This window comes from Vreelandella sp. L-25, assembly GCF_056857535.1.
Genome location: NZ_JBSXNH010000057.1, coordinates 44359 through 69896 on the forward strand (window position 1 = coordinate 44359; position 25538 = coordinate 69896).

26 protein-coding genes and 5 tRNA genes are annotated in these 25538 nt (G+C 57.3%); 11 read left to right on the forward strand and 20 right to left on the reverse strand.

Going from position 1 to position 25538, the window contains the following annotated elements; translation table 11 throughout:
* Positions 1-4 precede the first annotated feature (4 nt).
* The 11 genes from AC13CN_RS06360 to uraH all read right to left on the reverse strand — a co-directional run bounded on the left by AC13CN_RS06360 (position 5) and on the right by uraH (position 9528).
* Entirely contained in the window at positions 5-526 is a 522-nt protein-coding gene (locus AC13CN_RS06360; RefSeq protein ID WP_054640950.1) for a DUF192 domain-containing protein, read from the reverse strand.
* A complete protein-coding gene (locus AC13CN_RS06365) occupies positions 523-1656 on the reverse strand; it encodes an ABC transporter ATP-binding protein (protein WP_483053094.1) in 1134 nt (377 codons plus the stop codon). Before AC13CN_RS06365 ends, AC13CN_RS06360 begins: the two co-directional genes overlap by 4 nt.
* Complete coding sequence (modB, locus tag AC13CN_RS06370; RefSeq protein WP_054640951.1) at positions 1649-2317, reverse strand: molybdate ABC transporter permease subunit; 669 nt, start codon at positions 2315-2317, stop codon at positions 1649-1651. The genes AC13CN_RS06365 and modB overlap by 8 nt, the downstream gene beginning before the upstream one ends.
* The gene (gene modA / locus AC13CN_RS06375) at positions 2317-3084 is read right to left on the reverse strand and encodes a molybdate ABC transporter substrate-binding protein (RefSeq protein ID WP_062360630.1); all 768 of its coding nucleotides are present in this window, start codon (positions 3082-3084) and stop codon (positions 2317-2319) included. The genes modB and modA overlap by 1 nt, the downstream gene beginning before the upstream one ends.
* Before the next feature lie 3 nt (positions 3085-3087).
* Positions 3088-4572, reverse strand: coding sequence for a pyruvate kinase (pyk, locus tag AC13CN_RS06380; protein ID WP_054640952.1), 1485 nt, complete (start codon positions 4570-4572; stop codon positions 3088-3090).
* 86 nt (positions 4573-4658) lie between these two features.
* Positions 4659-5150, reverse strand: coding sequence for an ureidoglycolate lyase (locus tag AC13CN_RS06385; RefSeq protein ID WP_273682123.1), 492 nt, complete (start codon positions 5148-5150; stop codon positions 4659-4661).
* A gap of 42 nt (positions 5151-5192) precedes the next feature.
* Complete coding sequence (locus tag AC13CN_RS06390) at positions 5193-6017, reverse strand: bifunctional allantoicase/(S)-ureidoglycine aminohydrolase (protein ID WP_100732247.1); 825 nt, start codon at positions 6015-6017, stop codon at positions 5193-5195.
* 14 nt (positions 6018-6031) lie between these two features.
* Positions 6032-6958: an allantoinase PuuE gene (gene puuE / locus AC13CN_RS06395; protein ID WP_044628690.1), complete on the reverse strand. Its 927-nt coding sequence runs from the start codon at positions 6956-6958 to the stop codon at positions 6032-6034.
* Positions 6959-7222: 264 nt separating this feature from the next.
* The gene (locus AC13CN_RS06400) at positions 7223-7939 is read right to left on the reverse strand and encodes a GntR family transcriptional regulator (RefSeq protein WP_062360622.1); all 717 of its coding nucleotides are present in this window, start codon (positions 7937-7939) and stop codon (positions 7223-7225) included.
* A gap of 24 nt (positions 7940-7963) precedes the next feature.
* The gene (locus tag AC13CN_RS06405; protein ID WP_089675526.1) at positions 7964-9163 is read right to left on the reverse strand and encodes a urate hydroxylase PuuD; all 1200 of its coding nucleotides are present in this window, start codon (positions 9161-9163) and stop codon (positions 7964-7966) included.
* Between the two features lie 11 nt (positions 9164-9174).
* Positions 9175-9528 carry a hydroxyisourate hydrolase gene (uraH, locus tag AC13CN_RS06410; RefSeq protein ID WP_062360619.1) on the reverse strand — a complete coding sequence of 118 codons (354 nt, stop codon included), beginning with the start codon at positions 9526-9528 and terminating at the stop codon, positions 9175-9177.
* Between the two features lie 138 nt (positions 9529-9666).
* Between uraH and uraD the strand changes: the two genes are divergently transcribed.
* Positions 9667-10212, forward strand: a complete 546-nt coding sequence (gene uraD, locus AC13CN_RS06415; RefSeq protein WP_483053095.1) for a 2-oxo-4-hydroxy-4-carboxy-5-ureidoimidazoline decarboxylase — start codon at positions 9667-9669, stop codon at positions 10210-10212.
* 78 nt (positions 10213-10290) lie between these two features.
* On the opposite strand, the gene AC13CN_RS06420 is transcribed toward uraD, so the two are convergent.
* The 3 genes from AC13CN_RS06420 to AC13CN_RS06430 all read right to left on the reverse strand — a co-directional run bounded on the left by AC13CN_RS06420 (position 10291) and on the right by AC13CN_RS06430 (position 12286).
* Complete coding sequence (locus AC13CN_RS06420) at positions 10291-10647, reverse strand: phasin family protein (RefSeq protein ID WP_054640956.1); 357 nt, start codon at positions 10645-10647, stop codon at positions 10291-10293.
* A gap of 177 nt (positions 10648-10824) precedes the next feature.
* Positions 10825-11514, reverse strand: coding sequence for a glutathione binding-like protein (locus AC13CN_RS06425; protein ID WP_483053096.1), 690 nt, complete (start codon positions 11512-11514; stop codon positions 10825-10827).
* A gap of 79 nt (positions 11515-11593) precedes the next feature.
* Complete coding sequence (locus AC13CN_RS06430) at positions 11594-12286, reverse strand: glutathione S-transferase N-terminal domain-containing protein (protein ID WP_483053097.1); 693 nt, start codon at positions 12284-12286, stop codon at positions 11594-11596.
* A 408-nt stretch (positions 12287-12694) separates the two neighbouring features.
* Between AC13CN_RS06430 and AC13CN_RS06435 the strand changes: the two genes are divergently transcribed.
* The 5 genes from AC13CN_RS06435 (at position 12695) to AC13CN_RS06455 (ending at position 18934) form a co-directional block, all read left to right on the forward strand.
* On the forward strand, positions 12695-14386 hold the full coding sequence (locus AC13CN_RS06435) for an L-lactate permease (protein ID WP_089675528.1): 1692 nt from the start codon (positions 12695-12697) through the stop codon (positions 14384-14386).
* Between the two features lie 203 nt (positions 14387-14589).
* A complete protein-coding gene (glcD, locus tag AC13CN_RS06440) occupies positions 14590-16089 on the forward strand; it encodes a glycolate oxidase subunit GlcD (RefSeq protein ID WP_253556917.1) in 1500 nt (499 codons plus the stop codon).
* A 17-nt stretch (positions 16090-16106) separates the two neighbouring features.
* Positions 16107-17204, forward strand: coding sequence for a glycolate oxidase subunit GlcE (gene glcE / locus AC13CN_RS06445; RefSeq protein WP_253556915.1), 1098 nt, complete (start codon positions 16107-16109; stop codon positions 17202-17204).
* 14 nt (positions 17205-17218) lie between these two features.
* Positions 17219-18451 (forward strand): glycolate oxidase subunit GlcF, encoded by a 1233-nt coding sequence (glcF, locus tag AC13CN_RS06450; protein WP_054640959.1) that lies wholly within the window; start codon positions 17219-17221, stop codon positions 18449-18451.
* Positions 18452-18532: 81 nt separating this feature from the next.
* Positions 18533-18934, forward strand: a complete 402-nt coding sequence (locus AC13CN_RS06455) for a GlcG/HbpS family heme-binding protein (protein WP_044628702.1) — start codon at positions 18533-18535, stop codon at positions 18932-18934.
* Positions 18935-19101: 167 nt separating this feature from the next.
* Here AC13CN_RS06455 and AC13CN_RS06460 read toward each other — a convergent pair.
* From AC13CN_RS06460 to AC13CN_RS06485, 6 genes are all read right to left on the reverse strand, one after another.
* Positions 19102-19178 (reverse strand) — tRNA-Asp (locus AC13CN_RS06460).
* Positions 19179-19246: 68 nt separating this feature from the next.
* Positions 19247-19322: transfer RNA gene (locus AC13CN_RS06465), tRNA-Val, on the reverse strand.
* Positions 19323-19373: 51 nt separating this feature from the next.
* Positions 19374-19450, reverse strand: a tRNA-Asp gene (locus AC13CN_RS06470).
* Between the two features lie 35 nt (positions 19451-19485).
* Positions 19486-19562 (reverse strand) — tRNA-Asp (locus AC13CN_RS06475).
* 46 nt (positions 19563-19608) lie between these two features.
* Positions 19609-19684 (reverse strand) — tRNA-Val (locus tag AC13CN_RS06480).
* Between the two features lie 106 nt (positions 19685-19790).
* A complete protein-coding gene (locus AC13CN_RS06485) occupies positions 19791-20510 on the reverse strand; it encodes an alpha/beta fold hydrolase (RefSeq protein WP_062360603.1) in 720 nt (239 codons plus the stop codon).
* Positions 20511-20674: 164 nt separating this feature from the next.
* Here AC13CN_RS06485 and ccoN point away from each other — a divergent pair, with 164 nt between their 5' ends.
* From ccoN to ccoG, 5 genes are all read left to right on the forward strand, one after another.
* Complete coding sequence (gene ccoN / locus AC13CN_RS06490) at positions 20675-22099, forward strand: cytochrome-c oxidase, cbb3-type subunit I (RefSeq protein WP_062360601.1); 1425 nt, start codon at positions 20675-20677, stop codon at positions 22097-22099.
* 19 nt (positions 22100-22118) lie between these two features.
* Entirely contained in the window at positions 22119-22727 is a 609-nt protein-coding gene (gene ccoO, locus AC13CN_RS06495) for a cytochrome-c oxidase, cbb3-type subunit II (protein ID WP_062360599.1), read from the forward strand.
* 3 nt (positions 22728-22730) lie between these two features.
* Entirely contained in the window at positions 22731-22949 is a 219-nt protein-coding gene (locus tag AC13CN_RS06500; protein WP_062360596.1) for a CcoQ/FixQ family Cbb3-type cytochrome c oxidase assembly chaperone, read from the forward strand.
* Positions 22946-23875, forward strand: a complete 930-nt coding sequence (ccoP, locus tag AC13CN_RS06505; protein WP_062360594.1) for a cytochrome-c oxidase, cbb3-type subunit III — start codon at positions 22946-22948, stop codon at positions 23873-23875. The genes AC13CN_RS06500 and ccoP overlap by 4 nt, the downstream gene beginning before the upstream one ends.
* A 224-nt stretch (positions 23876-24099) precedes the next feature.
* Positions 24100-25536, forward strand: coding sequence for a cytochrome c oxidase accessory protein CcoG (ccoG, locus tag AC13CN_RS06510; protein ID WP_062374138.1), 1437 nt, complete (start codon positions 24100-24102; stop codon positions 25534-25536).
* Positions 25537-25538: the final 2 nt, after the last annotated feature.

The window sequence follows — 25538 nt, forward strand, 5'->3', positions numbered from 1 at the left end:
CGCATTACTCAGGGCGGCAAAAACCGGCCAGCGCAGGCACCGAGACACAGTCGCCTACCTGTATGCCACGTTCCGCAAAGTAACCCGCGTTAACTTCCAGCGCCGCATGGTAGGCCGTCCCGGCAGGATAAGAGGGGCACTCCTGGGGGGCATCAGATTCGCAGGGTGGCATCGTGTTTATAGCAACGATGCGCCCTTCGCCGTCGATATACGCGATATCCAGCGGAATCAGCGTGCGGTACATCCAAAATGCATTGCCTGCAGGCTGCTCACGCTCGAAGCGAAACAGCATGCCTCGTGTTTCTGGCAGATGTTCACGTCCCATCAGGCCGCGCTGGCGCTGGGAAGCGGTTTCGGCGACTTCGACATCGAGACGGTGCGGGCCACCTTCGCTATGGATCGCCAGCGGCAGCGTGTTGGCTGGCGCGGGTTCAGCTGCCCAAGCCGCTAACAGCGACAGGGGTAAACAGGCGGCAAGCGAAACACCGGCAGCGGTTTTCAGCAGTTGGCGGCGTGTCAGGGTCATAACAGGTTCCTTTTGTTGTGTGATGCCGTGTGGGTACGCTGCGCGGGCATAAGATGAATCCCCTCAGCCAGCAGCGAGACGTGTACCCTTTCCCCCAAGCTAAGCTGATTACGTTTGGCCGCGTGGGTGGCGATGTCGAAACGTAGCATATCTCCGTGGGAAACACGCAGCGAGATTGATGTCATGCCGCCCAACACCACCATTTCGCTGACCGTCGCCGCCACCGGGTTTTCGCGTTCGCCTTGGGAAGGCCGTCCCCGACGATGCAGTACAATATCCGACGGCGGCAGGTACCAGGCCAATGACTCTCCTACTTCACACTGGGCGATACCTTCGCTGACTTCTAGCAGCCATTCCCCCCACTGCAAGCGTCGCCCATGGACCGTCTCGACAACCTGCCCGGTAAAAACGTTATGGCGATCCAGCAGCCTAGCGACAAGCGGCGAAGCGGGCTGTCGAAACAGCGCTTCAGGTGTGCCCTGCTGCAGGCTTACCCCGTTATGCAACACGCAGATTTGATCGGCGAGCGCGGTGGCTTCTTCCAAGTCGTGGGTGACGAGAATAATGGGGATAGAAATTTGCTGGCGCAGTAGCGCCAGCTCACGCTGCAAGCGGCGGCGAGTCACCTGATCCACCGCAGAGAACGGCTCATCCAGCAGCAGCGCTTGGGGTTCTCTGGCCAAGGCGCGAGCCAAGGCCACTCGCTGGCGCTGGCCGCCGGAAAGCTCGCTGGGGTAGCGCGCCTCTAAGCCTTCCAAGCGCACTTTAGTGAGCCACTGAGCGGCCTGTTCAAGCCGCTGGCCTCGGGGTAGATGCCCCATGGCAAGCTGAACGTTCTGCAGCGCCGTTAGATGAGGGAACAGCGCATAATCCTGAAATACCATACCAATCTGGCGCGCTTGCGGCGGAAGTGAGTGGCGCTGGCCACTTTGAGCCAGAAACCACTCCCTGCCCGCGCAGCGCACGCTACCCTGCTGAGGCTGGTAAAGCCCGGCAATGGTGCGCAGCAAGGTAGTTTTACCACTTCCCGATGGCCCGACCAGCGCCAGCAGCTCCCCAGGGGCGCAGCGAAACGAGGCATTGAGCGGAATCGGGCCAGCCTGTTGGGCCGTCACTATCAGATCATCCACGTGACCACCTGCGCTTGCCAGCGAGCCCATAGACAAGGCCTAAGGTTGCCAGAGAAATGGCCAGCAAGAGGGCAGACATGCTCGCCGCACCCTGCTCGTCAAAGGCCTGGACGCGATCATAAATGGCTATAGAGAGCGTGCGGGTCTCGCCATCAATCGCACCGCCAACCAACAAAATCACGCCAAACTCGCCCAGTGTGTGCGCAAAGGTTAGCGCTGCCGCCGATAGGATGCCCGGCCACACCAGCGGCAATTCAATACGCCACAGGGTTTGCCATGGGCTTAGCCCACTGCACCACGCAGCCTCACGCAGGTTCGCAGGCACATGCTCAAAGGCACGCTGAATCGGCTGAATAGCAAAGGGGAGATTGGCAATCAGAGAAGCCAACAAAATACCGCTAAAGGTAAAGTTGAGCCCGCCCCCTGTCAGCGCCGCCCAGGCACCGCCTAACGGTGCATCACGGCCAAACTGCTGGAGCAGATAAAACCCTAGCACCGTGGGCGGTAGCACCAGCGGCAGCGCAATCAGCGCCTCACACAGCCCCTTGCCACGGAACTGTGCGGTCGCCAGCACGCGCCCCCACCAAATGCCTAGAGGTAATAAGAAGAGACAGGTAAACGCCGCGAGCCGCAACGATACAGAGAACGCCGACCAGTCCATTAATCGGTACTAAATCCGTAGGCTTCAAAAATCGCTTTCGCGTCAGACTGTTGCAGCCACTCATAAAACGCCTGAGCCACTTCTCCAGCCTGCGGCGTTAACACCATGCGCTGGCGCAGCGGCGTATGCCACGTTTCAGGCATCAACACCGCCTCGCTGCGCTCCGCCAGCGCGGGCGCGACTGCTAGCGAGTAAGCCACTAAGCCACCTCGCGCCTCGTCGGAAAGGGCAAACTGCATCGCCTGGGAGACATTCTCCCCTTGCACCCGCAGCGGTTCGCTGGCTTCCCATAGGCCCGCCTTTTGCAACACGTCTCGGGCAGCCACGCCGTAAGGGGCGTGTTCAGGGCTAGCAATGGCGATACGCAGCCGCTGCCCCTCTTCCCAGGCGGTAATGGCCTCCTGCACGCCGACAAGCGGCGCTTGCTCACTGGGTACGGAGTAACGGCCAGCCGGCTGTACCCAGGCTAGCCGTCCTCGGGCGTAAATCACGCCCGCGTTATCCACGTAGCCCTCGTCGTAAAGCGCCTGAACGAACCCTTCATCTGCTGACAAAAACAGCTCGAAGGGCGCGCCTTGGGCGATTTGGCGGCGAAAGTTGCCAGAAGAGCCAAAATTGAGACGCAGCGCCTGGCCGGTTTGCTGAGTGAACTGCTGGGCAGCCTCTTCCAAGGCGAACTGCAGGCTAGACGCCGCCGCCACAATGGGCGCGCCCGCCATCACAGGCGCGCTTAACAGCCAACCGCATAGCAACAGCAGTAAGCGCATATGCTAGGCCTTTGCGCTGTCGGCGTGTTGCTCGGTAATAGCCATCACTTTCATGGTGTTGGTACCACCGTGGGCGTTCATGTGGTCGCCACGGGTCAGGATGACGTGATCACCCGGCTTGGCGACGCCCTGCTTCACCAACAGCGTAAGGGCTTGGTCGTTAAGCTCGGTGGCGGTCATTTTCGAGGTATCGAAGGGAAGTGAGACCACGCCCCGGTACAGGGCCATACGGCGCTGGGCAATCGGGTTGTGAGCCAACCCCACGATAGGCAGGCCCGAGCGGATGCGCGAGGCGATCAACGGCGTGTAGCCCGAGGCGGTCATGCAAGCAATCGCCACCACGCCGTTCATGTGGTTAGCGGCGTACATCGCCGAAAGGGCAATGGTTTCATCGGGGCGGGTAAAGCCTTCGTGGATACGATGGCCCGACTCTTGGGCGACCCGCTCACGCTCGGCACCCAGGCACACACGCGCCATCGCTTCTACGGTTTCCAGCGGGTAGTCGCCTGCGGCGGTTTCCGCAGAGAGCATGACCGCATCGCTGCCATCCAGCACCGCGTTCGCCACGTCGAAAACTTCAGCGCGGGTGGGTAGCGGCGCGGAGATCATACTCTCCATCATTTGGGTGGCGGTAATCACCGCGCGGTTAAGCGAACGGGCGCGTTTAATCATGCGCTTTTGCACGCCGACCAGTTTGGCATCGCCAATTTCCACGCCGAGGTCGCCACGAGCCACCATCACCGCTTCGGAGGCTTCGATAATGCCATCCAGCGTGGCGTCATCGGCCACGGCTTCGGCGCGCTCCACTTTGGCAACGAGGCCAATTTCCTTGCCCTCTTCGCCCAACAGGCGGCGGGCTTCCAGCATATCTTCCGCAGTACGAGGGAAGGAGATCGCCAAGTAATCGACACCAATCTCAACGGCGGTTTTCAGGTCGGTTTTATCTTTTTCCGTTAGCGCGGGAGCCGATAGCCCGCCGCCCTGCTTGTTAATGCCTTTATGATTAGAGAGCTTGCCACCCACCACCACCTCGGTGTGAACCTGCTTGCCCTCTACGCGGGTAACATCCAGCACCACGCGACCATCATCCAGCAGCAGGCGGTCTCCCGCGGTTACATCATCCGCCAGGGTTTTGTAATCGCAGCCGACGCCGTGGATATCACCAGCGTCGCTATCCATGGCCATATCCAGTACAAACGGCTGGCCCTCTTCTAAATAAACCGCCCCCTCTTTAAAGCGAGCAACGCGAATTTTGGGGCCTTGCAAATCGCCCAGCGCGGCCACACTGCGGCCTAGCTGAGCGGCGATTTCACGCACACGGGCAAGGCGGCGGCGATGGTCGTCCGCCGTGCCGTGGGAAAAGTTCAAGCGGACCACATCCACCCCCGCCTTCAACATGGCTTCCAGCACGCCTTCACGGTCACTGGCGGGGCCGAGGGTCGCGACAATTTTGGTACGACGAAGGGGGATATGGGTGTTTGCGCTCATAAATGTCCTAACCGTTCATATAGAGTGGAGTGTCAGCTTATCAGCATAACCCAACCAAGATGACACTCGCATGCACTTGCGGTGGGCTATTCCGCTAAAGTGACGGTAACATCCAGGGGATATTCGTCACAGTTATTGCCATCCCCACCGCGATCCACCACCAGGAATTCCCCTTCGCGCTCCAGCACCGACTGAATCGCGTGCCAAGTACCGGCGCGGTAGTTCACCCCTTGGCGGCCGTCGGTGACAAACGCCTGCACCTCGTTTGGCGCAATGGTGTCGCCAGGCGGTGCCACCACCACGATAAAGCGCTCCTGATGCAGCGGCATAAACGCCTGACTGCCCTGGGGGTGGCGCTCTAAAAACGTGAGATTGAGCGGCAGCGTCACTGGCTGGCTGACAAAAATATTGATCAGCGTTCGAGCGTTGTCGCCGAGGGTTTCCACCTTGGCGAGATCGTGATGGCGCTGGGTGCGCCCGGCGTTAATCGGGAACGATGCGGAGGTGCGGGCATCGATGACGTCTCCAAAGGGCGCAAACGCCTCCGCCGTCAGCGGTTTTGCCGTCAGATTTAACATAGCATCATCCTAACGAGTATTAGTTATGGTGGGCTTCCCAACTCAGATTTTGAGCGCCGCATGGCGGTTAACGTCTTTGTACAACAGGTAGCGGAACGGGCCAGGGCCGCCGGCGTAGCACGCCTGAGGGCAGAAGGCGCGTAGCCACATAAAGTCGCCCGCTTCCACTTCGACCCACTGCTGGTTCAAGTGATACACCGCTTTGCCTTCAAGTACGTAGAGGCCGTGTTCCATCACGTGGGTTTCATCAAACGGAATCACGCCGCCCGGCTGAAAGGTGACGATATTGACGTGCATATCGTGGCGCACGTCGTTAGGGTCGACAAAACGCGTCGTGGCCCAGCGGCCTTCGGTGCCCGGCATTTCGATCGGTGCAATCTCCTGCTCATTGGTCACGAAGGCTTTGGGCACTTCCAGACCTTCTACATACTCGTAGGCTTTGCGCACCCAGTGGAAACGCACCGGCTCGCGGGTTTCATTGCGCACCTGCCAGTGGCTGCCAGGTGGAATAAACGCGTAGCCACCCGGCCCCATCGTATGGCGCTCACCCGCTAAAGTGAGCGTTAACTCACCCTGCACAATAAACAACACGCCTTCCGCCTGGGGGTCTAGCTCAGGCTTATCGCTACCGCCCTCAGGCTGCACTTCCATGATGTACTGGGAGAAGGTTTCCGCAAACCCTGACAGCGGACGCGCCAGCACCCATAACCGAGTGCCCTCCCAAAACGGCAGGTTGCTGGTCACGATATCGCGCATCACGCCTTTGGGAATCAATGCATAGGCTTCGGTAAAGACCGCACGGTCAGCGGTGAGTTGGGTTTGCGGCGGGTGACCGCCGGAGGGGGCGTAGTAAGTCGTTTTATTCATTATGATGCTGCCTTTTAACGAGTCGGTGCCGGATGATGCTCCGCCCAGTGGCGGGCGATATCCACCCGGCGTGCTACCCACACTCGGTCGTGGGCTTCAATATGGTCTAAGAAGCGCTGCAGTGCGCGGAAGCGCCCCGGGCGGCCCAACAAACGGCAGTGCATACCAATTGAGAGCATCTTCGGCGCTTCTTCCCCTTCGGCGTACAGTACATCAAAGGCGTCGCGCAGGTAGGTAAAGAAGTGGTCCGCCGTATTGAAACCTTGCGGAGCAGCAAAGCGCATGTCGTTGGTATCTAAGGTGTAAGGCACGATCAGGTGGTTATGCTCAGCCCCCTGGCTATCGCTCACCTTGGTCCAGAACGGTAGGTCGTCGCCGTAGTAATCGCTGTCGTAAAGGAAACCACCTTCGTCCAGAATTAAACGGCGCGTATTGGGGCTATCGCGCCCGGTGTACCAGCCTTCAGGCTTTTCACCGTACAAGCGCTGGAAGATCTCCATGGCTTTTTGCAGATGTTCGCGCTCGACATGCTCAGGAGTTTCTTGGTAGTGAATCCAACGGTAGCCGTGGCACGCCACTTCATGGCCAAGCTCTTTAAACGCCTGGGCCACATCCGGATGGCGCTCTAGCGCCATCGCCACCCCAAATACGGTCAGTGGCAACCCACGGCGCTCGAACTCGCGCAGAATACGCCACACGCCAGCGCGGGAGCCGTATTCGTAGATGGACTCCATGCTCAGGTGACGGTCAGGGTAGCTGGCCGCGCCAATAATCTCGGACAAAAACTGCTCCGAGCCTGAATCACCATGCAGCACACAGTTCTCGCCGCCCTCCTCATAATTAAGCACAAATTGAACGGCGATCTTGGCCTTGCCTGGCCAGTTAGCGTGGGGCGGCGTGCGGCCATAGCCGATTAAATCGCGAGGGTAATGAGAGGTCATGGACAGGCTCCTTAACAAAGGCAGAGCGTTTTAGTTTGTATACAAAATAGCCATTTTGAACGGCCATCGCAATTCAACGCAGGGCTAATTAATTGAGATGACGACGCTTTTCGGCTCAACAGCACACTAACCCTTTGAAACCTGAACACTTGATCAACTCTACGAGCGCTAAACCGTTGCATGAAAGGGCTTGCGCATCGCAGAAAAGCGCTCTATTTTTGTATACAATACAGAAAATATTACAGTTGAGCAGATGCGTCGTCGCTAAACACCAAAAATCTGCTGCAGATCCGGTACATTCTCTTCCTCTTCAACCATGGAGAGCGAGGCTTCGATGGCTTTGAGGTGGCGGCTCATAAAGGCTTTGGCGCGTTCGCCGTTGCCGGTTTCAAGATAGCCAATCAGGTCGTCGTGGTCGTGGGATTCGCAGCCTAGGTGGCCGCGATGGCCGTAAACGGCGAGGATCAGTGATGAGCGGGAGCAGAGGCGCTCGACGAACTCTGCCAGGGTGGCATTGCCGGAGAGTTGGGCTAAGCGCACGTGAAAATCCGCCGAGAGACGAATCGCCACGCTCTGCTGACCGCTGCGTAGGGCTTGACGTTCTTGGCGGGCCATCTCGCGAAGCTCCGCCGCCGCCGCGGCGTTCATTCGCCTGGCCACATCGGGCATGAGGCCACACTCGATCAACTGGCGGGCATCGAACACGTCTTTCGCTTCATCGGCGGTGGGGCGCGTCACGCTAGCCCCACGACGCGGGGTCAAGGTAACAAGCTGCTCCAGCGCCAGCCGCTGAAGGATCTTACGAATCCCCGTGCGGCTAATACCGAATACTTCCGCTAGCGCATCTTCACGCAGCCGAGCGCCGGGCTTAAGGCGCTGCTCCACAATCGCATCGCTCACCGCCCGGTAAATCGCTTCGTGGCGCTCATCGCCCTCTTTGTCAGAAGGCCTCCGCTTTAACGCCGCCTGCGCATCACTCATAGTGTCTCCTGTCTGCGACTCTGATTACTCCTCCCAGGCCGCAATGATATCGCGCTCTTCGTCACTCATGTTGGTGATATTACCAAGCGGCATGTAGCGACTGCCAACGACCTGTTGGATTTGCGCTTTGTGACCAAGAATATCGTCCCAGCTATCAAAGGCATAGCCTGCAGGCGGCGCGGAGAAACCGGCATGCTCGGGGTTGCGGGCATGGCACTGGGTGCAGTGTTGCTCAATCAATCCAGATATCTGCGCTTGTGTGGGCGCACCGCCAGTGCTTTCTGCGATGCTACTTGGGCTGGGCGCGGCCACCCAGAACGCGAGCAAAATCAGCCCAACGCCTACTGCAGGGTAGGCAGGCTGAATGTTACCGGCATGCATCAGTACAAAGAACTGACGAATCAGCGCTCCGGCAAAGATAAACAGCACCATTACCACCCAAGAGAGCTCGTGGGCGTAGATAAATGAGTAGTGATTACTCACCATCAGCAGCACCACGGGGAGCGTGAAGTAGGTGTTGTGCACCGAACGCTGCTTGCCGCGCTTGCCGTCTAGTGGGTTGGGAGCCTCGCCCGCCTTCATGGCTTTCACCATGCGGCGCTGGCCGGGAATGATCCAGAAAAAGACGTTGGCCGACATCGCCGTGGCCATTACCGCGCCGGTGAGCAGAAATGCCGCCCGCCCGGTAAACATCTGGGTGCTTAAGTAGGCAACCACCACCATCATCACCGCTACGGCAATACTCAGCAGGCCATCGCGCTCCATGTTGGGGCTAATACGCTTGCACAGCTCGTTATAAACCACCCAGCCGCCTAGCAGGAACCCAAGCGCCAGCAGGTTGGCCTGCCAACCGGTGAGGTTAGCCGCCCAGGCCCAGTTACTGTCCGGATTCACTAAGTAGAAACCGGGGTTCACCATGTAGAGAATGACGAACAGCGCAAAACCCGATAGCCACGTCGTGTAGGCTTTCCAGAATGACCAGTGCAGGTCGTTGGGCAGCTTGGCGGGGGCCGTGGCGTATTTCTGGTTATGATAGAAACCGCCACCATGCACAGCCCACATCTCGCCAAAAACACCCTTTTCACGATCTTCAGCGGCTTTGGGAGTGCGCAGGCCATTATCCAGCATTACGAAGTAGATCGACTCGCCGATCCATGCAATCGCTGCGATCACGTGTAACCAGCGCAGCAGTAGATTCACAAACTCGATGATATACGCTTGCATGCCTAGTCCTCTTAGCTACCACGGTAAGTGGAGTAGCCGTAGGGCGAAAGCAGCAACGGTACATGATAGTGCTGGCTTGCATCGGCCACGCCGAAGCGCAGCGGAATAACGTCTAAAAAGCGCGGTTCAGCGGCTTCTACCCCTTGAGCGCGCAGATAGTTTCCAGCGTGGAACACAAGCTCATACTCGCCTGGCATTAGCGCATCGCCTTTTAAAATGGGGGCATCGCAGCGGCCATCGCTATTAGTGACGGTGGTGCCTAAATGCTCGCGGCTGCCGTCCGCTAGCCGAAAAACCTCAATGGTAATGCCTTGGCCGGGCTGTCCTTTGGCGGTATCCAGCACGTGGGTAGTTAAGCGTCCCATCGTCACTCCTTACATTGGCGGGGTTGTTGGTGTTATGGATGGAGGGTATGTGTAGGGCTTGACCTATTGGTCAAAGAGTACCGTTGATGCTATTTATTGTATACAGCATTTCCCTTTTCGCACGCCTGGAGAGTTTTTGTGTCGACTGCTACCCCACTCACATTATCCCCTGCCCCCAGCCAATGCAGCCTGGAAGACTTCGTCGCCCACTATGGCGATGTATATGAGCACTCGCCCTGGGTGGCAGAAGCCGCTTGGCACCAGGGCCTGCGTCCTAAACATGACAACCCTGACGCGCTAGCCGAACTGATGGGTTTAATGCTGCGTCAGGCAACGCCCGAGCAGCAGATTGCCGTTATTCGGGTCCACCCCGATCTAGCGGGTAAGGCCGCACTGGCGGGAGAGTTAACGCACGACTCCACCAGCGAGCAGGCAGGCGCAGGGCTCGACCAGTGCTCGCCCGAGGAATTTTCCCGCTTTGAGCAGCTCAATGCGGCCTATAAAGAGAAGTTTGGCTTTCCGTTCGTCATTGCGGTGAAAGGGCTGAACCGCTACGACATCCTCGCGGCATTCGAAGAGCGTTTGGAGAACGGCTTGGCACAAGAGCGTGAAACCGCGATTCAACAAATTATTCGTATTGCACGCTTCCGGCTTCGGGCCCGTGCTGACGAAGCATCACGGTAATCTTTACGTCATCTCGACAAAAATGCCGCGCCCAGATTCGGTTCTGGGCGCGGCATTTTTTTCACTCAAGCGGGATAATTACTGCTTGGCAGTCTCTACCGCTTTCTTGGTCGTTTCTTCGGCCATTTTCTGGCTGTCTTGCATGAAGCTCTGGCTGATAGAAGTGACTTTTTCAGAGTCGCCTTTCATGCGCTCCATCAGATCGGCAGCAGTTTTTTGCTGGCTCTCCATCGCTTTTTTGAAGCTGTCCGCGTCTTTTACGTCTAACCACGTGCGCGCTTGGGCAATGGTCATGTCGGAGTAGGCACGGGCTGCATCCATCTGCGCGCCGACCAGCTGCTCGTAGTAGTTCAGTGCCGCCAACGTGTAGGAACGCATGGGGGACACGAATACCGACTCGAACTGCTGACTGGTTTTCTCTGCGGCCTTGTTCATCACGCAATCTCCTTGAGTGAGCTAGCGATTCGACCCGCGCCGAGGCAGGCCGGTAGTGGGCGTTTGCCGTTGCTACCCACAAAGCTAGCAGCGCTTTTTGTGCGGCGCAACATGATTTTTAAACATGCTGCGCTTGCCATGCTGTCGCGCACTCAGAGGCCAGAAAAGGCCGTTTCATTAACGGTTTCCAAACAGATGCTTACGGGCTTCAGCATCCATTGTGACACCCGCTTGTGGATTCACATCCTCCACTAGTGAATACGCTTTACGCACCGCTGGACGTTGCGATACCTCTTCAAACCAGCGTTCAAGATCGGGGAACTCTTCCAAGGTTTGACGCTGCTTCTCCCAGGGCACAATCCAGGGGTAGATCGCCATATCGGCAATGGAGTAGCGGTCGCCGCCAACATAATGCTGCTGAGAGAGCCGTTGATCCAGCACGCTGTAGAGCCGGTTGGTCTCGCGTATATAGCGCTCTATGGCGTACTCAATTTTCTGCGGTGCGTAGTGGCAAAAGTGATGGTTCTGGCCCGCCATAGGGCCAAGACCGCCCACTTGCCAGTGAAGCCACTGAAGTACCACGTAGCGCTCGCGCCCTTCTGTTGGCAGAAACTGGCCAGTTTTATCGGCGAGATATTCCAAAATGGCGCCTGATTCAAACAGCGACAAGGGTTGGCCGCCATCTTTAGGGGCGTGGTCCACAATGGCGGGAATGCGGTTATTGGGCGCAATGGTTAGAAACTCAGGGTCAAACTGCTCGCCGCGGCCAATGTTAACGGGCTTAACACGGTAAGCCAGCTTTGCCTCTTCAAGCATGATGGAGATTTTATGGCCATTCGGGGTTGTCCAGTAATACAGGTCAATCATTGCCATCTCCTTTCACACAAACGGCCTAGGCCGTTTGTGTTGCCTATGGGTAGTAGGCGGCTTGTGGCCGCCTTAACTATTATAGATCACGAACAGTGATGGCTTTGCCTGCCACTGAATCGTGCACTGCTAGCATACGCTTAAACCACGCAGCGACGGGGCCGTTTTCGTCTACTAGTATCTCAGTCGAGACGGTGTAGGCCCACATCATGCTGCCAAACAGCAGGTAATCCGCACCGCTGGGTGCATCGCCATCTAAAAACAGACTCTCTTTCAGTTGAGCACTCACCGGCACCAGCGCCTGCTTCAACATCTGCCGCCCCTGTTCAGGGTTGTTGACGGCTTCCATGGTCGCACCAAAGCGTGCTTCACGGGTTTTGCGGAAGTAATCACGATCATCTGGATGGATGGCAGCTAACAGATCTAACGCGACGATCTTAAACAGCGCGGGGGTAATGCTGCGTTCTACTAACTGCTTAAACAGCATTAAGCGCTGAAGGCTCACCCCTTCGCCCACCACCGGGGCCTCCGGGTAAGCTCGGTCTAGGTAGCACATGATGTCAAAGCTATCGGTGACCACGTTGTCGCCATCGGTCAGCACAGGCACTTTGTCGTAATCGGCAAACGCGAGAACGTCTTTCTCCTGGAAGCGCCAAGCCACGGTGGTGTACTCCAGCCCTTTATGGGCCAGCGCCATCCGCACACGCCAACAGTATGGAGAAAAGCGTAGGCGCTCATCGCGGCCGCACAGGTCATAAAGTGTTATTGCCATTGGGTCGTACTCCTTTCATCAAGTTGAGCTCGCTACTACATTGAGACAAGTAATGAGTAGCGCAAGTACCGAATCCCGCTTGGCCCATTAAGCCATGCACAGGGAGCCTTGGGACATTTACAACTGCACCGTTCTTTCTAAGACCAACTGCACTGTCTATTAGTCTAATGGGCGCTGCGTCGCGAGCACGCTCCCTAAAAGTTTAAAACACATAAAAAACAATACTTTAAATTAAAACGACCGCTTACTTCAGAAGCCAATTTACCCTCCACCACTGGTAAGACCAATTTTCCAATGTAGTCATTCAGCCCGCCTAACCGTATCTTTCAAGCTGACCCAACTATCATTGAAATGACAAGTTGGCTACTGCGGAGCACACCAAATCAATAACAAGGGGCCGTTCCTCCCATGAATGAAACTATACTCGCTCTTCTGGCATTTCTGCCGCTGTTGCTCGCCGGGATTTTGCTCGTAGGCTTTAAAGTCCCGGCCAAGATAGCGATGCCGATTGTCTTCCTCACGGCGGCCATTATTGGCCTAACCGCCTGGGATATGTCGTTTAGCCGCGTGGCGGCATCCACCGTACAGGGGCTTATCCAGACCGCTGGCCTGCTGTGGATTATCTTCGGCGCGATCTTACTGCTCAACACGCTTAAACACTCAGGCGGCATCACCGCGATTCGTAACGGCTTTTCAGGCATCAGCCCTGACCGCCGTGTACAAGCGCTGATTGTTGCTTGGCTGTTTGGCTGCTTCATCGAAGGCGCGTCTGGTTTTGGCACACCTGCTGCCGTTGCAGCCCCGCTAATGGTAGCGCTGGGCTTCCCGGCTCTGGCGGCGGTGGTCGTGGGTATGATGATCCAATCCACGCCAGTGTCGTTTGGCGCCGTGGGTACGCCTGTTGTGGTGGGTGTGGGTAGCGGCTTAAACCGTGCCGACATTACCGCGCAGCTAGAAGCGAACGGCTCTACTTGGGACGTGTTTTTCCAGCAGGTGACCAGTTCGGTGGCGATCACCCACGGTATCGTGGGTATTTTGATGCCGCTAATCCTCGTACTGGTAATGGTGCGCTTCTTCGGTGCCAACCGCTCTTGGAAAGAGGGGCTCTCGATTGCACCATTCGCCATCTTCACGGGTGTCTCTTTCGTGGTGCCTTACATGCTGGTGGGCGTGCTGCTTGGGCCGGAATTCCCTTCCATGATTGGCGCGATGGTGGGCTTAGCGATTGTGGTGCCTGCTGCACGTAAAGGCTTCCTGCTGCCCAAAGATACCTGGGACTTCCCAGAATCGACCGCTTGGCCGGATGAGTGGATCGGCAACCTGCAAATCAAGCTTGACGATGTGGCCGGTAAAGCACCGATGTCCACCTTTAAAGGCTGGGTACCTTACGTACTGCTCGCGTTGTTTTTGGTGGCCTCACGCACCATCGAGCCGCTTAAAGCCGCGCTGACCTCCATCAATCTGAACTGGGCGAATATCTTTGGTGAAGCCGGTGTTAGCGGTGGCATCCAGCCTCTCTACCTGCCCGGCGGTATCATCCTAGCGGTCGTGCTGGTGACCTACTTCCTGCACCGCATGAACCCGCGCCAGCTAAGCGCTGCAGTATCCGAGTCGACCAAAACCATTTTTGGTGCGGGCTTCGTCCTGATCTTCACTGTGCCGATGGTACGTATCCTGATCAACTCCGGCGTCAACGGCGCGGATCTGGTCTCGATGCCCGTCATGATGGCGCAAGCGGTGGCTAACGGTGTGGGCGGCATCTACCCGTTCTTTGCCCCCGCTGTGGGGGCCATGGGCGCCTTTATTGCAGGCTCCAACACGGTGTCTAACCTAATGCTGGCGGAGTTCCAGTTTAGCGTGGCCGAAACGCTGGGGCTCTCCACGGCGATGATGGTCGCACTGCAAGCCGTGGGTGCTGCCGCAGGTAACATGATCGCAATTCACAACGTGGTGGCAGCATCAGCGACCGTTGGTCTCTTGGGACGCGAAGGTACTACCATTCGTAAAACGATCATCCCAACCATTTATTACCTAGTCTTTGCTGGCATTATCGCGCTGATCGCGTTTTATGTCCTTGGTGTTACTGACCCGTTGATGTAAAGGGCCTCTTTACCTCATTGGTCATCACCCGCTGGGTAGCCCTAGGGCTACCCAGCACTGTATCAAAAGGTATTGCCTAATGTTTTAGCCACCGCTCACTAACTCTTTATGAAAAATACTTCCGAAAGCACCCACATATTATGGAAATATTTTCCATCAAGTGATTAGATAGCTGTCTATCCTCCTCACCCATAGGAGTTACCATGAATATCCTATTCGACGAGCGCCTTGATGGTGAGCTCGTCCGCCGTGATAAAGCCGAGGTGCTTAGCGACCTACAAGGCGCCGTGCCCTCATTAACGCTGCTGCATCGGGAAGAAGATTTACGCCCTTTCGAGTGCGATGGCTTAGCCGCTTACCGCGTGCTGCCGATGTTGGTGGCCTTGCCGGAAACGCTGGAACAGGTCGAAGGCCTGTTAAAGCGCTGCCATGCGCTGGGCGTACCCGTGGTGACCCGGGGAGCAGGCACCGGCCTTTCCGGCGGCGCGCTGCCGCTTGAGCAGGGCGTGCTGCTGGTCATGTCGAGGTTCAACCAAATTATTACCGTTGACCCCGACGCGCGCATTGCCCGCGTTCAACCAGGGGTGCGCAACCTTGCCATTTCCGAGGCGGCCGCCCCTTACGGGCTTTACTACGCCCCGGACCCCTCTTCGCAAATCGCCTGCTCGATTGGCGGCAACGTCGCCGAAAATGCGGGCGGTGTGCACTGCCTGAAGTACGGCCTCACCGTGCATAACGTCATGCGCGTGGATGTACTGACCATCGAAGGCGAGCACATGACGCTGGGCTCTGAAGCCCTGGATGCGCCCGGCTTTGATCTCTTGGCCCTGATGAACGGTTCAGAAGGCATGCTCGGAGTGGTCACGGAAATCACCGTGAAGCTGCTGCCCAAGCCGGAAACAGCCAAAGTGCTGATGGCCAGCTTCGATGATATCGAAAAAGCGGGCCGCGCGGTGGGCGACATCATTGCCGCAGGCATTATCCCCGGTGGCCTGGAAATGATGGATAAGCTCGCCATCAAAGCCGCCGAAGATTTCATCAAGGCAGGCTACCCCGTGGAAGCCGAAGCCATTCTGCTCTGTGAGCTGGATGGTGTGGAAGCCGACGTGGACGACGACTGCGAGACCGTGCGCCGCGTACTGGAAAAGGCCGGAGCCACTAACATTCAACAGGCGCGGGACGAAGCCGAGCGCGCCAAGTTCTGGGCCGGACGCAAGAATGCCTTCCCTGCCGTAGGCCGCATGTCACCGGACTACTACTGCATGGATGGCACCATTCCCCGCCGCGAGCTGCCGCGCGTGTTGAAAGGCATTGCCGCACTTTCAGAAGAGAGCGGCCTGCCCGTGGCCAACGTCTTCCACGCGGGTGACGGCAATATGCACCCACTGATCCTGTTCGATGCCAACAAAGAGGGTCAGCTTGCCCTGGCGGAAGACGTAGGCGGCAAGATCCTGGAGCTGTGCGTGGCCGCCGGTGGCTCGATTACTGGCGAGCATGGCGTAGGTCGCGAAAAAATTAACCAGATGTGCAGCCAGTTCCAGCCCGATGAGCTGACGGTCTTCCACGCGTTGAAAGCGGCCTTCGACCCCAAACGGCTGCTCAACCCAGGGAAAAATATTCCCACCCTGGCGCGCTGTGCCGAATTTGGCGCGATGCATGTGCATAACAACGAGTTACCGCATCCAGAACTGCCACGCTTCTGATGCTATAAGGATCGACCATGACCGAACTAGCGATACACGCTGACCAGGATATCGCCAATGAGCTGTGCGAACAGGTTCGTAGCGCCTACCACGACCGCACCCCGCTACGCATTGTAGCGGGCAACACCCGGGCCTTTTATGGCCGCCCGGTGGAAGGCACGGAACTCAATGTCGCAGCGCATAGCGGCATCGTCTCTTACGACCCTATCGAACTCGTCGTCACGGTACGGGCAGGCACCCGCCTGAGCGCGCTGAACGCGGCACTGGCAGAAAAACATCAAATGCTGCCTTTCGAGCCGCCCATTTTTGGCGACGCCAGCACCATTGGCGGCGCGGTGGCCACCGGCATGTCCGGCCCTCGCCGCCCTTGGGCAGGTGCCGCACGGGATTTCGTGCTGGGCACCCGGGTGATCACCCAGGAAGGCAAACTGCTGCGCTTTGGCGGCGAAGTCATGAAAAACGTGGCCGGCTATGACCTTTCTCGCATGATGGCAGGTGCCCAGGGCACGCTGGGCGTGCTGGCCGATATCTCGTTTAAGGTGCTGCCCATACCCACCGCCAGCCACAGCCTGCGCCTTGAAATGAGCTTGCAAGATGCCTTAGCGAAGCTCTCTGAGCTTGGCCGCCAGCCGCTGCCTATTACCGCTGCGGAATGGCACGCAGGTGAGCTGTTTATTCGGCTGGAAGGCGGTGAAAGCTCCGTCAAGGCCACGAAAGAGCGCCTGGGCGGTGAAGCGCTCTCTGCGGATTTCTGGCAACAGCTGCGTGACCAGCAGCATGGCTTTTTCAGCCTCAACGAAGGGCAAGCACTGTGGCGCCTCTCGCTACCGCCCCATACCCCAGCGCTAGAGCTCGCCGTTGATGAAAGCGATATCTTCTATGATTGGGGCGGCAGCCAGCGCTGGGTGAAAACCGCACTACTCGCAGACACGCTGCGCGATGAATGCCAGAAGGCCGGTGGCCACGCTACCTGCTACACCCCGCATGCCCAAGGGGGCGCGGAGTCACCGTTTACTCCGCTGAATGCTGTGGTCGAGAAGTACCATCGCAACCTGAAGGCCGAGCTGGATGCCCACGGCATTTTCAACCCTGGTCGTCTTTATGCGGCATTTTAATCAGGAGAGCTGACATGCAGACGCACTTTACCGATGCCGACCGCCAAAAACCGCATATTCAGGAAGCCGAGCGCATTCTACGTACCTGTGTGCACTGTGGCTTTTGTAACGCCACCTGCCCCACTTACCAGTTGCTGGGCGATGAGCGAGACGGGCCTCGCGGGCGTATCTACTTGATGAAAGAGCTGCTGGAGAGCCGCGATGACGATGACCAAGTCACCGAAGAGACTCGCCTGCACCTAGACCGCTGCCTAACCTGCCGCAACTGTGAAACCACCTGCCCCTCCGGCGTGGAGTATCACAAGCTGCTGGATATTGGCCGTGCGGAAATCGACCGTCGTGTGCCGCGTTCAGCGGCAGAACGCGCTCAGCGCTATGCGCTGCGCAAAATGCTGGTCGACCCGAAACGCTTCAAAGCGCTGCTGGCCCTGGGGCAAACCTTCAAGCCTCTAGTGCCCGGCAAACTGCGTAGCAAAATGCCGCCCGCACCGGTCGATGCAGGCCAGCGACCCGACAGCCAGCGCCATGCCCGCAAGGTGCTGATCCTGGAAGGCTGCGTGCAGCCAGGCCTGTCGCCCAACACCAATGCAGCCACGGCGCGCCTGCTTGACCGTCTGGGCATTAGCGTCACACCGATTAGTGAAGCTGGCTGCTGTGGTGCTATCGACTTTCACCTCAATGCCCAAGAGGCGGGCCGCGAGCGGATGCGCGCCAATATTGATGCCTGGTGGCCGCAAATCGAGCAGGGCGCGGAAGCCATCGTGCAAACCGCCAGCGGCTGCGGCGCCTTCGTCAAAGAGTATGCCGACATGCTCAAGGACGACCCCGCCTACGCTGAAAAGGCCAAAAAAGTCAGCGCACTGGCAAAGGATATCGTCGAAATACTACGCGACGAGCCGCTGGAAGCGCTGCAGCTTAAAGAGCACCAGCGTTTAGCGTTCCACTGCCCCTGCACGCTGCAGCACGCCCAGAAGCTCAACGGCGCAGTGGAAGGCGTGCTTAGCAAACTCGGCTTTGCACTCACGCCCGTGAAAGATGCCCACCTGTGCTGCGGCTCGGCGGGCACCTACTCGGTGACACAGCCAGAGCTCGCCACTCAGCTGCGCGATAACAAGCTGAATGCGCTAGAAGCAGGCAACCCTGAGGTGATTGTGACCGCCAACATCGGCTGTCAAACGCATCTGGCCAGTGCCAACCGCACGCCGGTACGCCACTGGGTAGAAGTCGTGGACGCTGCCCTGGTATAACCCTGAACACTCGCTGCGCTTTCACAACGTATTAACGGTTGGGCGCAGCGCTTTCATCCCTATGATAAGAAGGATCCTTTGATGCAAACCAAAGCTGTTTTAGGCCAAGCCGACGTTATCCAAGTACTCGACGCTGCACAGAAAGAAGCTGACAACAACAGCTGGCCGGTCACCATCGCCGTCACCGACGATGGCGGCCACCTGCTGGCACTGCGCCGTTTAGACGGTGCTGCCCCGTTCAGCGCCGATGTCGCTACCCAAAAAGCGCGTAGCGCGGCCCTGGGTCGTAAAGAGACCCAAGTGTTTGAAGAGATGATTAACGGTGGCCGCACGGCGTTTGTCTCTGCGCCGCTACAGGGTCTGCTATCTGGCGGCGTGCCGATCATCGTGGATGGCCAAGTCGTCGGCGCTGTTGGCATCTCTGGCGTTAAGCCAGATCAAGACGTGCAAATTGCCAAAGCAGGCGTCAGCGCGATCGCCTAACGCTTACCTAGTCAGTAACAAAAGCAAGTAACAGCAGCGTGCAGCGCATTGACTGCACGCTGCTTGTTAGCGTGTTATGTACACGCAATAAAAAAGCCCGAATCTATGATTCGGGCTTTTTTGGAATTTTTTCGGCTTTATCTTAATGACTGCCGACAAGTGCTTAATGGCGGACCGGACGAGACTCGAACTCGCGACCTCCGGCGTGACAGGCCGGCATTCTAACCGACTGAACTACCGGTCCACTGTAAGACACATAACCATTCAACAGACAATTTAAGCGGTTCAGAGGCGCATAAATGTGAAACTGAATGGTGGGTGGTACTGGGTTCGAACCAGTGACCCCCAGCTTGTAAGGCTGGTGCTCTCCCAACTGAGCTAACCACCCGGGATATTGAAAGCTTATCGCTTATCAATATAACTACTTATTAAGTTATCGTGGCGGACCGGACGAGACTCGAACTCGCGACCTCCGGCGTGACAGGCCGGCATTCTAACCGACTGAACTACCGGTCCGAATAGCGATAACTAGTTGCAGACTAAGATGATGATGGCGGACCGGACGAGACTCGAACTCGCGACCTCCGGCGTGACAGGCCGGCATTCTAACCAACTGAACTACCGGTCCGCATATACATCAGTTACTGCATCACGTTTCCAGGGCGCCAAATAAATGGTGGGTGGTACTGGGTTCGAACCAGTGACCCCCAGCTTGTAAGGCTGGTGCTCTCCCAACTGAGCTAACCACCCGCTGGTCACGTGGCGCTGCATTCTACAGAAGCCTGTTTGAATGTCAACACGTTGTGTTTAAATTTTTGATTTAAACCAGCGTACTGCACGTTCCCGCGGCAACCGCTTACTGAGCGCGGACGAAGGATGCCGCAACTATAGCTGCTTCGTCAATCAAAACCTGCTGATTTACTCCTGAACTTCGTCGCGGCTTAAAATCATGGTCGCCATCGGTTAGCCAATGAATGTGAAGAGAGTCAGGTAAAGCGTAGTCGGCTACCTCTTCACGAGAGCCAAACGGATCGCGCTCACCTTGCAGAATCAGCATAGGCATAGAGATGTCAGGAAAATGATCGGTGCGAAGGGAGTCGGGCTTTTTGGGTGGGTGAAACGGATAGCCTGCCGCAATGACACCTGCACAGCGATGCTGGCTGGCAAACAGCGATGCCACACGCCCGCCCATGGATTTACCCCCAACCCACAAAGGCGAACCACTGCATGACGCCAGCAGGTCATACCAAGCGGCAAAGTGTTCCAGCGTTTTCTTGACGGGAGGCGGAGGCCGGCGCTTTGCTTCCTCGCTCATCTGCTGCATATAGGGGAAATCGATCGCCCACACTTGTAGCCTCTCGCTGGCCAGCATCGCGGCAAATTGCCGCATAAACTCGGATAGGTGGCCTGCCCCGGCGCCATGGGCTAGCAGAATTCGCCCCAGTTCGGGGATGCCCGAGACGCTCACCGGGCCAACCCCCTCCACGAGAAACCGCTGAACAGCGGGGCTGGCGGTGCGTTCACGCAACGCCTCTGGGGTGATGGCCTCAAACCCAAGATCAGCGTAATAGGACACTCAGCCCTCCTAATAATTCAACGTTACATCCATTGGCGTGTTCAGCTTAGGGCGCGGCTGCGATAGAATCTAGGCCGGATCTTGACCTGCATCATCAAGCGGGTGGCCGCATCCGTGCAAAATGCCACGGGTTACCCCCTAACCGCGTTCGATGGGAACATGAAATGAGCACAGCATTGGAACACCCGACCTACAATTACAAGGTGGTTCGGCAGTTCGCGATTATGACCGTTGTGTGGGGCATTGTAGGTATGGCGCTTGGCGTTATCCTTGCCTCCCAACTGGTCTGGCCGCAGCTGAACCTCGGCCTACCTTGGACTAGCTTCGGGCGCCTGCGTCCGTTACATACTAACGCCGTTATCTTCGCCTTTGGTGGCTCAGCGCTTTTTGCGACATCCTACTACGTCGTACAGCGGACCTGTCAGACACGGCTGTTCTCTGACAAGCTCGCAGCGTTTACCTTTTGGGGGTGGCAAGCGGTCATCCTGTCTGCAGTAGTAACGTTGCCGCTGGGCTACACCACTACTAAAGAGTACGCAGAGCTTGAGTGGCCGATCAATATACTGCTGGCAGTAGTATGGATCAGCTATGCGATCGTTTTCTTAATGACGATTAAGAAACGCACCACGTCGCACATTTATGTGGCGAACTGGTTCTTTGCTGCGTTTATTCTGACCGTTGCCGTTCTACACATTGTTAATAACGCCGCACTTCCCGTCACGCCTATGTACTCCACCTCGATTTACGCAGGTGCTGTCGACGCCATGGTGCAGTGGTGGTATGGCCATAATGCGGTCGGCTTCTTCTTGACCGCAGGTTTCTTGGGCATGATGTACTACTTCGTACCGAAGCAGGCAGAGCGTCCGATCTACTCCTACCGTCTGTCTATCGTCCACTTCTGGGCGTTGATCATGATCTATATGTGGGCAGGTCCTCACCACCTGCACTACACCGCGCTACCCAACTGGGCGCAGTCACTGGGTATGATTATGTCGATCATTCTGCTGGCACCTTCCTGGGGTGGCATGATCAACGGCATGATGACCCTGTCAGGCGCTTGGCATAAGCTGCGCACCGACCCAACGCTGCGCTTCCTGGTAGTAGCTCTGTCGTTCTACGGCATGTCGACCTTTGAAGGCCCGATGATGGCGATCAAGACCGTCAACGCGCTGTCGCACTACACCGACTGGACCATTGGGCACGTACACGCTGGCGCACTTGGCTGGGTAGCCATGATCACCATCGGCTCCATGTACCACCTGATCCCGCGGGTCTTCGGTCGCACCGAAATGTACTCCGTCAGCCTGATCGCCGTGCACTTCTGGCTGGCCACCATCGGTACCGTACTGTACATCGCTGCGATGTGGGTCAACGGCATCATGCAAGGCCTGATGTGGCGTGCAATCAATGCTGACGGCACGCTGATGTACACCTTCGTGGAGTCTGTTGAAGCCAGCGGCCCCGGCTACATTGTCCGCATGATTGGCGGCCTTTTCTGGGTAACCGGCATGCTGATTATGGCGTTCAACGTGTACATGACCGTGAAGCGTCGCGAAGCCATCGGCCTCACTGCGCCGCAAGCCGCTTAAACCGGGGAAGCTAAGACCAATGAAACACGAGATTGTTGAAAAGAACGTTGGCCTACTCGCCGTGTTGATCCTGGTTGTGATCAGCTTCGGTGGTTTGGCCGAAGTGGTACCGCTGTTCTTTCAAAAGCAGACTACCGAGCCAGTTGAGGGGCTACGCCCCTTAACCGCCCTGGAGCTTGAAGGGCGTGATATTTACCGTCGTGAAGGCTGTGTAGGCTGCCACTCCCAGATGGTGCGCCCCTTCCGCGCAGAAACCGAGCGCTACGGCCACTACAACGTAGCGGGCGAGCAGGTGTATGAGTACAACTTCTTGTGGGGCTCCAAGCGTACCGGGCCTGACTTGGCGCGTGTTGGTGGTCGTTACAGTGATGATTGGCACCGTGCCCACATGTACAACCCGCGCGATGTCGTGCCCGAGTCCATCATGCCGGCTTACCCCTGGCTGTTCGAGCGCACCCTGGATGGCGAAGCGACACCGCGCAAGATGCGTGTGCTGCGTCAGCTGGGCGTTCCCTACACCGATGAAGATATCGCCAACGCCACCGCCGAAGTACGCGGCCAGCAGGAAATCACTGCGCTGGTGGCCTATCTACAACAGCTAGGAACCGTGCTCGAGGGCACTCGTTAAGTTATGGATACGGGAACTTTCCGCGGCCTTATCACGCTGATTTTGATCGTCGCTTTTATCGGTATCTTTTTCTGGGCCTACTCCAAGCGTCGCAAGCCAGACTTCGACGAAGCGGCTAACTTGCCCTTTGCCGACGATGATGAGAAGCCGACCCGTGACAAGCATGCTTCGACAGAACACGAAGCGGATTCCCGCCACGACAGGGGAGATAAGAATAGATGAATAATTTATGGGGTGACTCCCTATCCAGCTTCTGGAGCGCCTGGATTATTGTCGTCACGCTGGGCACGATCGCTCTGAGCGTTTGGATTTTGTTAGCCAACCGCCGGACCGACAAAACCCCAGATGCTGATGGCAATATCGAAACCACTGGCCACGCGGCTGACGGCATTGAAGAGTATGACAACCCGCTTCCGCAGTGGTGGTTTAAGCTCTTTATCCTGACCGTCGTATTTGCCCTTGGCTATCTGGTGCTCTACCCAGGCCTGGGCAACTACGCAGGCATACTGGGCTGGTCCCAGGAGAGCCAGTGGGAAGAGGAAGTGGCCGACGCGGAAGACCGCTTCACGCCGATCTTTGCCCAGTACCAGGAAGTGCCGATTCCAGACCTCGCGCAGGATGCCGAAGCCATGCAGGTGGCAGAGCGTATCTTCTTGAACAACTGCGCCGTATGTCATGGCTCGAATGCCCAGGGCGGCTACGGCTTCCCCAACCTGACCGACGACGACTGGCTCTACGGCGGTGAACCGGAAAACATTCTGACCACGCTGAACAATGGCCGTAACGGTCTGATGCCGTCCTGGCAGCAGCTCGGTGAGAACAATATCGAAAACCTGACTCAGTACGTACTGTCGCTCTCCGGTGAAGAGCATGATGCAGAGCGTGCCGCCAGCGGTGAAAGCACCTTCCTGGCAGCGTGTGCGGCGTGTCACACCCCCAGCGGAACAGGCAATATCGCACTTGGTGCGCCTAACCTGACCGACGACGTGTGGCTCTACCTAGCACCCGGCCAGGGCGTTGACGACTCCATTCGCCAAACGCTGCGTAACGGTCGTAATGGCCACATGCCTGCCCAGGCAGCCTACATTGGTGAAGAGCGTGTTCACCTCGTGGCCGCTTACGTGTACAGCCTACGTTTCAACGACTAACCCCGTTGATAGGCGTTTAACGCCAGCGTGTACGAAGGGGTGCGGTTACATACCGCACCCTTTCTACATCCAGCATCCGCTCAGCCACCCGGCTATCCGTTACACTATTGTTTAGCAATGTGTGTATAGCGATTCGACATACAGCGACGCGATCTCCTTCACCAATGAAGGTTGCGTGAGCCAGGCTATCGTCCACTCCTGCCTATTGAGCTGCGATCACCGCCATGGAAAAAATACCTAGCCACGATATTACGCCGCCAACCGTTGGGCACCACACGCCGGGAGACACCACCACGCAAGAGATGTACGCCAAGCGGCGGCATATCTACGTGCGGGAGATCAAAGGGCTGTTTCAAAAGGTACGACGCAGCGCGAACTGGGCGCTAATGATGGGCTTCTTTTTGCTCCCCTGGCTGAACTGGGGCGACCGCCCTGCCGTGTGGTTTGATCTACCGGGCCGTGAATTCCACATTTTTTCGGCCACGTTCTACCCGCAGGAGTTCATCCTTCTCTCGTGGCTGCTGATCATTTGCGCCTTTGGGCTGTTTTTCATCACCGTGTTTGCGGGGCGTGTCTGGTGTGGCTACACCTGCCCGCAGAGCGTTTGGACATTTTTATTCATTTGGCTTGAGCACCGCATCGAAGGCTCGCGCAATCAGCGCATAAAGCTGGATAATCAGCCGATGACTGCCAACAAAGCCTGGCGCAAGGGGGCAAAACACGCTGCTTGGCTGCTGATTGCCCTGGCCACCGGCGTGACGTTCGTCGGCTACTTTACGCCGATTCGTGACCTGGTCCAGGAGCTTCCCACGCTAGAAGCCCATGGCTGGTCCTATTTTTGGGTAGGTTTCTTTTTAGTTTTTACCTACCTCAACGCCGGCTGGCTGCGTGAGCAGGTGTGCATTTACATGTGCCCCTATGCTCGCTTCCAGTCGGTGATGTTCGATCGCGATACGCTGATCGTTTCTTACGACGACGCCCGCGGCGAACCCCGCGGCCACCGCAAGAAATCGCTCAGCCATGCCGAGGTCCGAGAAGCGGGCCTGGGTGACTGTATCGACTGCGAGCTGTGTGTCCAGGTCTGCCCGACCGGCATCGATATCCGCGACGGGCTGCAGTACGAATGCATTACCTGCGCCGCCTGTATCGATGCCTGCGATAGCGTAATGGATAAAATGGGCTACCCCAGAGGACTTATTCGCTACACCACCGAGAACGCGCTGGAAGGCAAGAAAAGTCATATTCTTCGCCCGCGCTTGATTGGCTATTTCGTTGCTTTGGTGGTGATGATAGCGACTTTTGCCTGGGCAGTTAATGACCGTACGCCGATGAGCTTTGACGCTGAGCGCGAGCGTACTCAGCTCTACCAAATGACCCGTGACGGGCAGATCAGCAACGTCTACAGCCTGACTGTGCGCAACCTGGACTCCCAAGATCACACCTATGATATTAGCGCGGCAGGCTTACCTAATTTGCAGTTGGATAACACCTCGCTGCGTGTACCTGCGGGTGAATCACGCACTCAGGTGATTACCGTACTGGCCGACCCAGCGTCGTTAAGCGAGCCCAGCCACGCGATTACGTTTACGCTGCAGGCGCAGCAAGATGAGCAAATTCGCCAGACCCGCGAAACGCGGTTCTTGAGCGACATTAGGAGATAAAT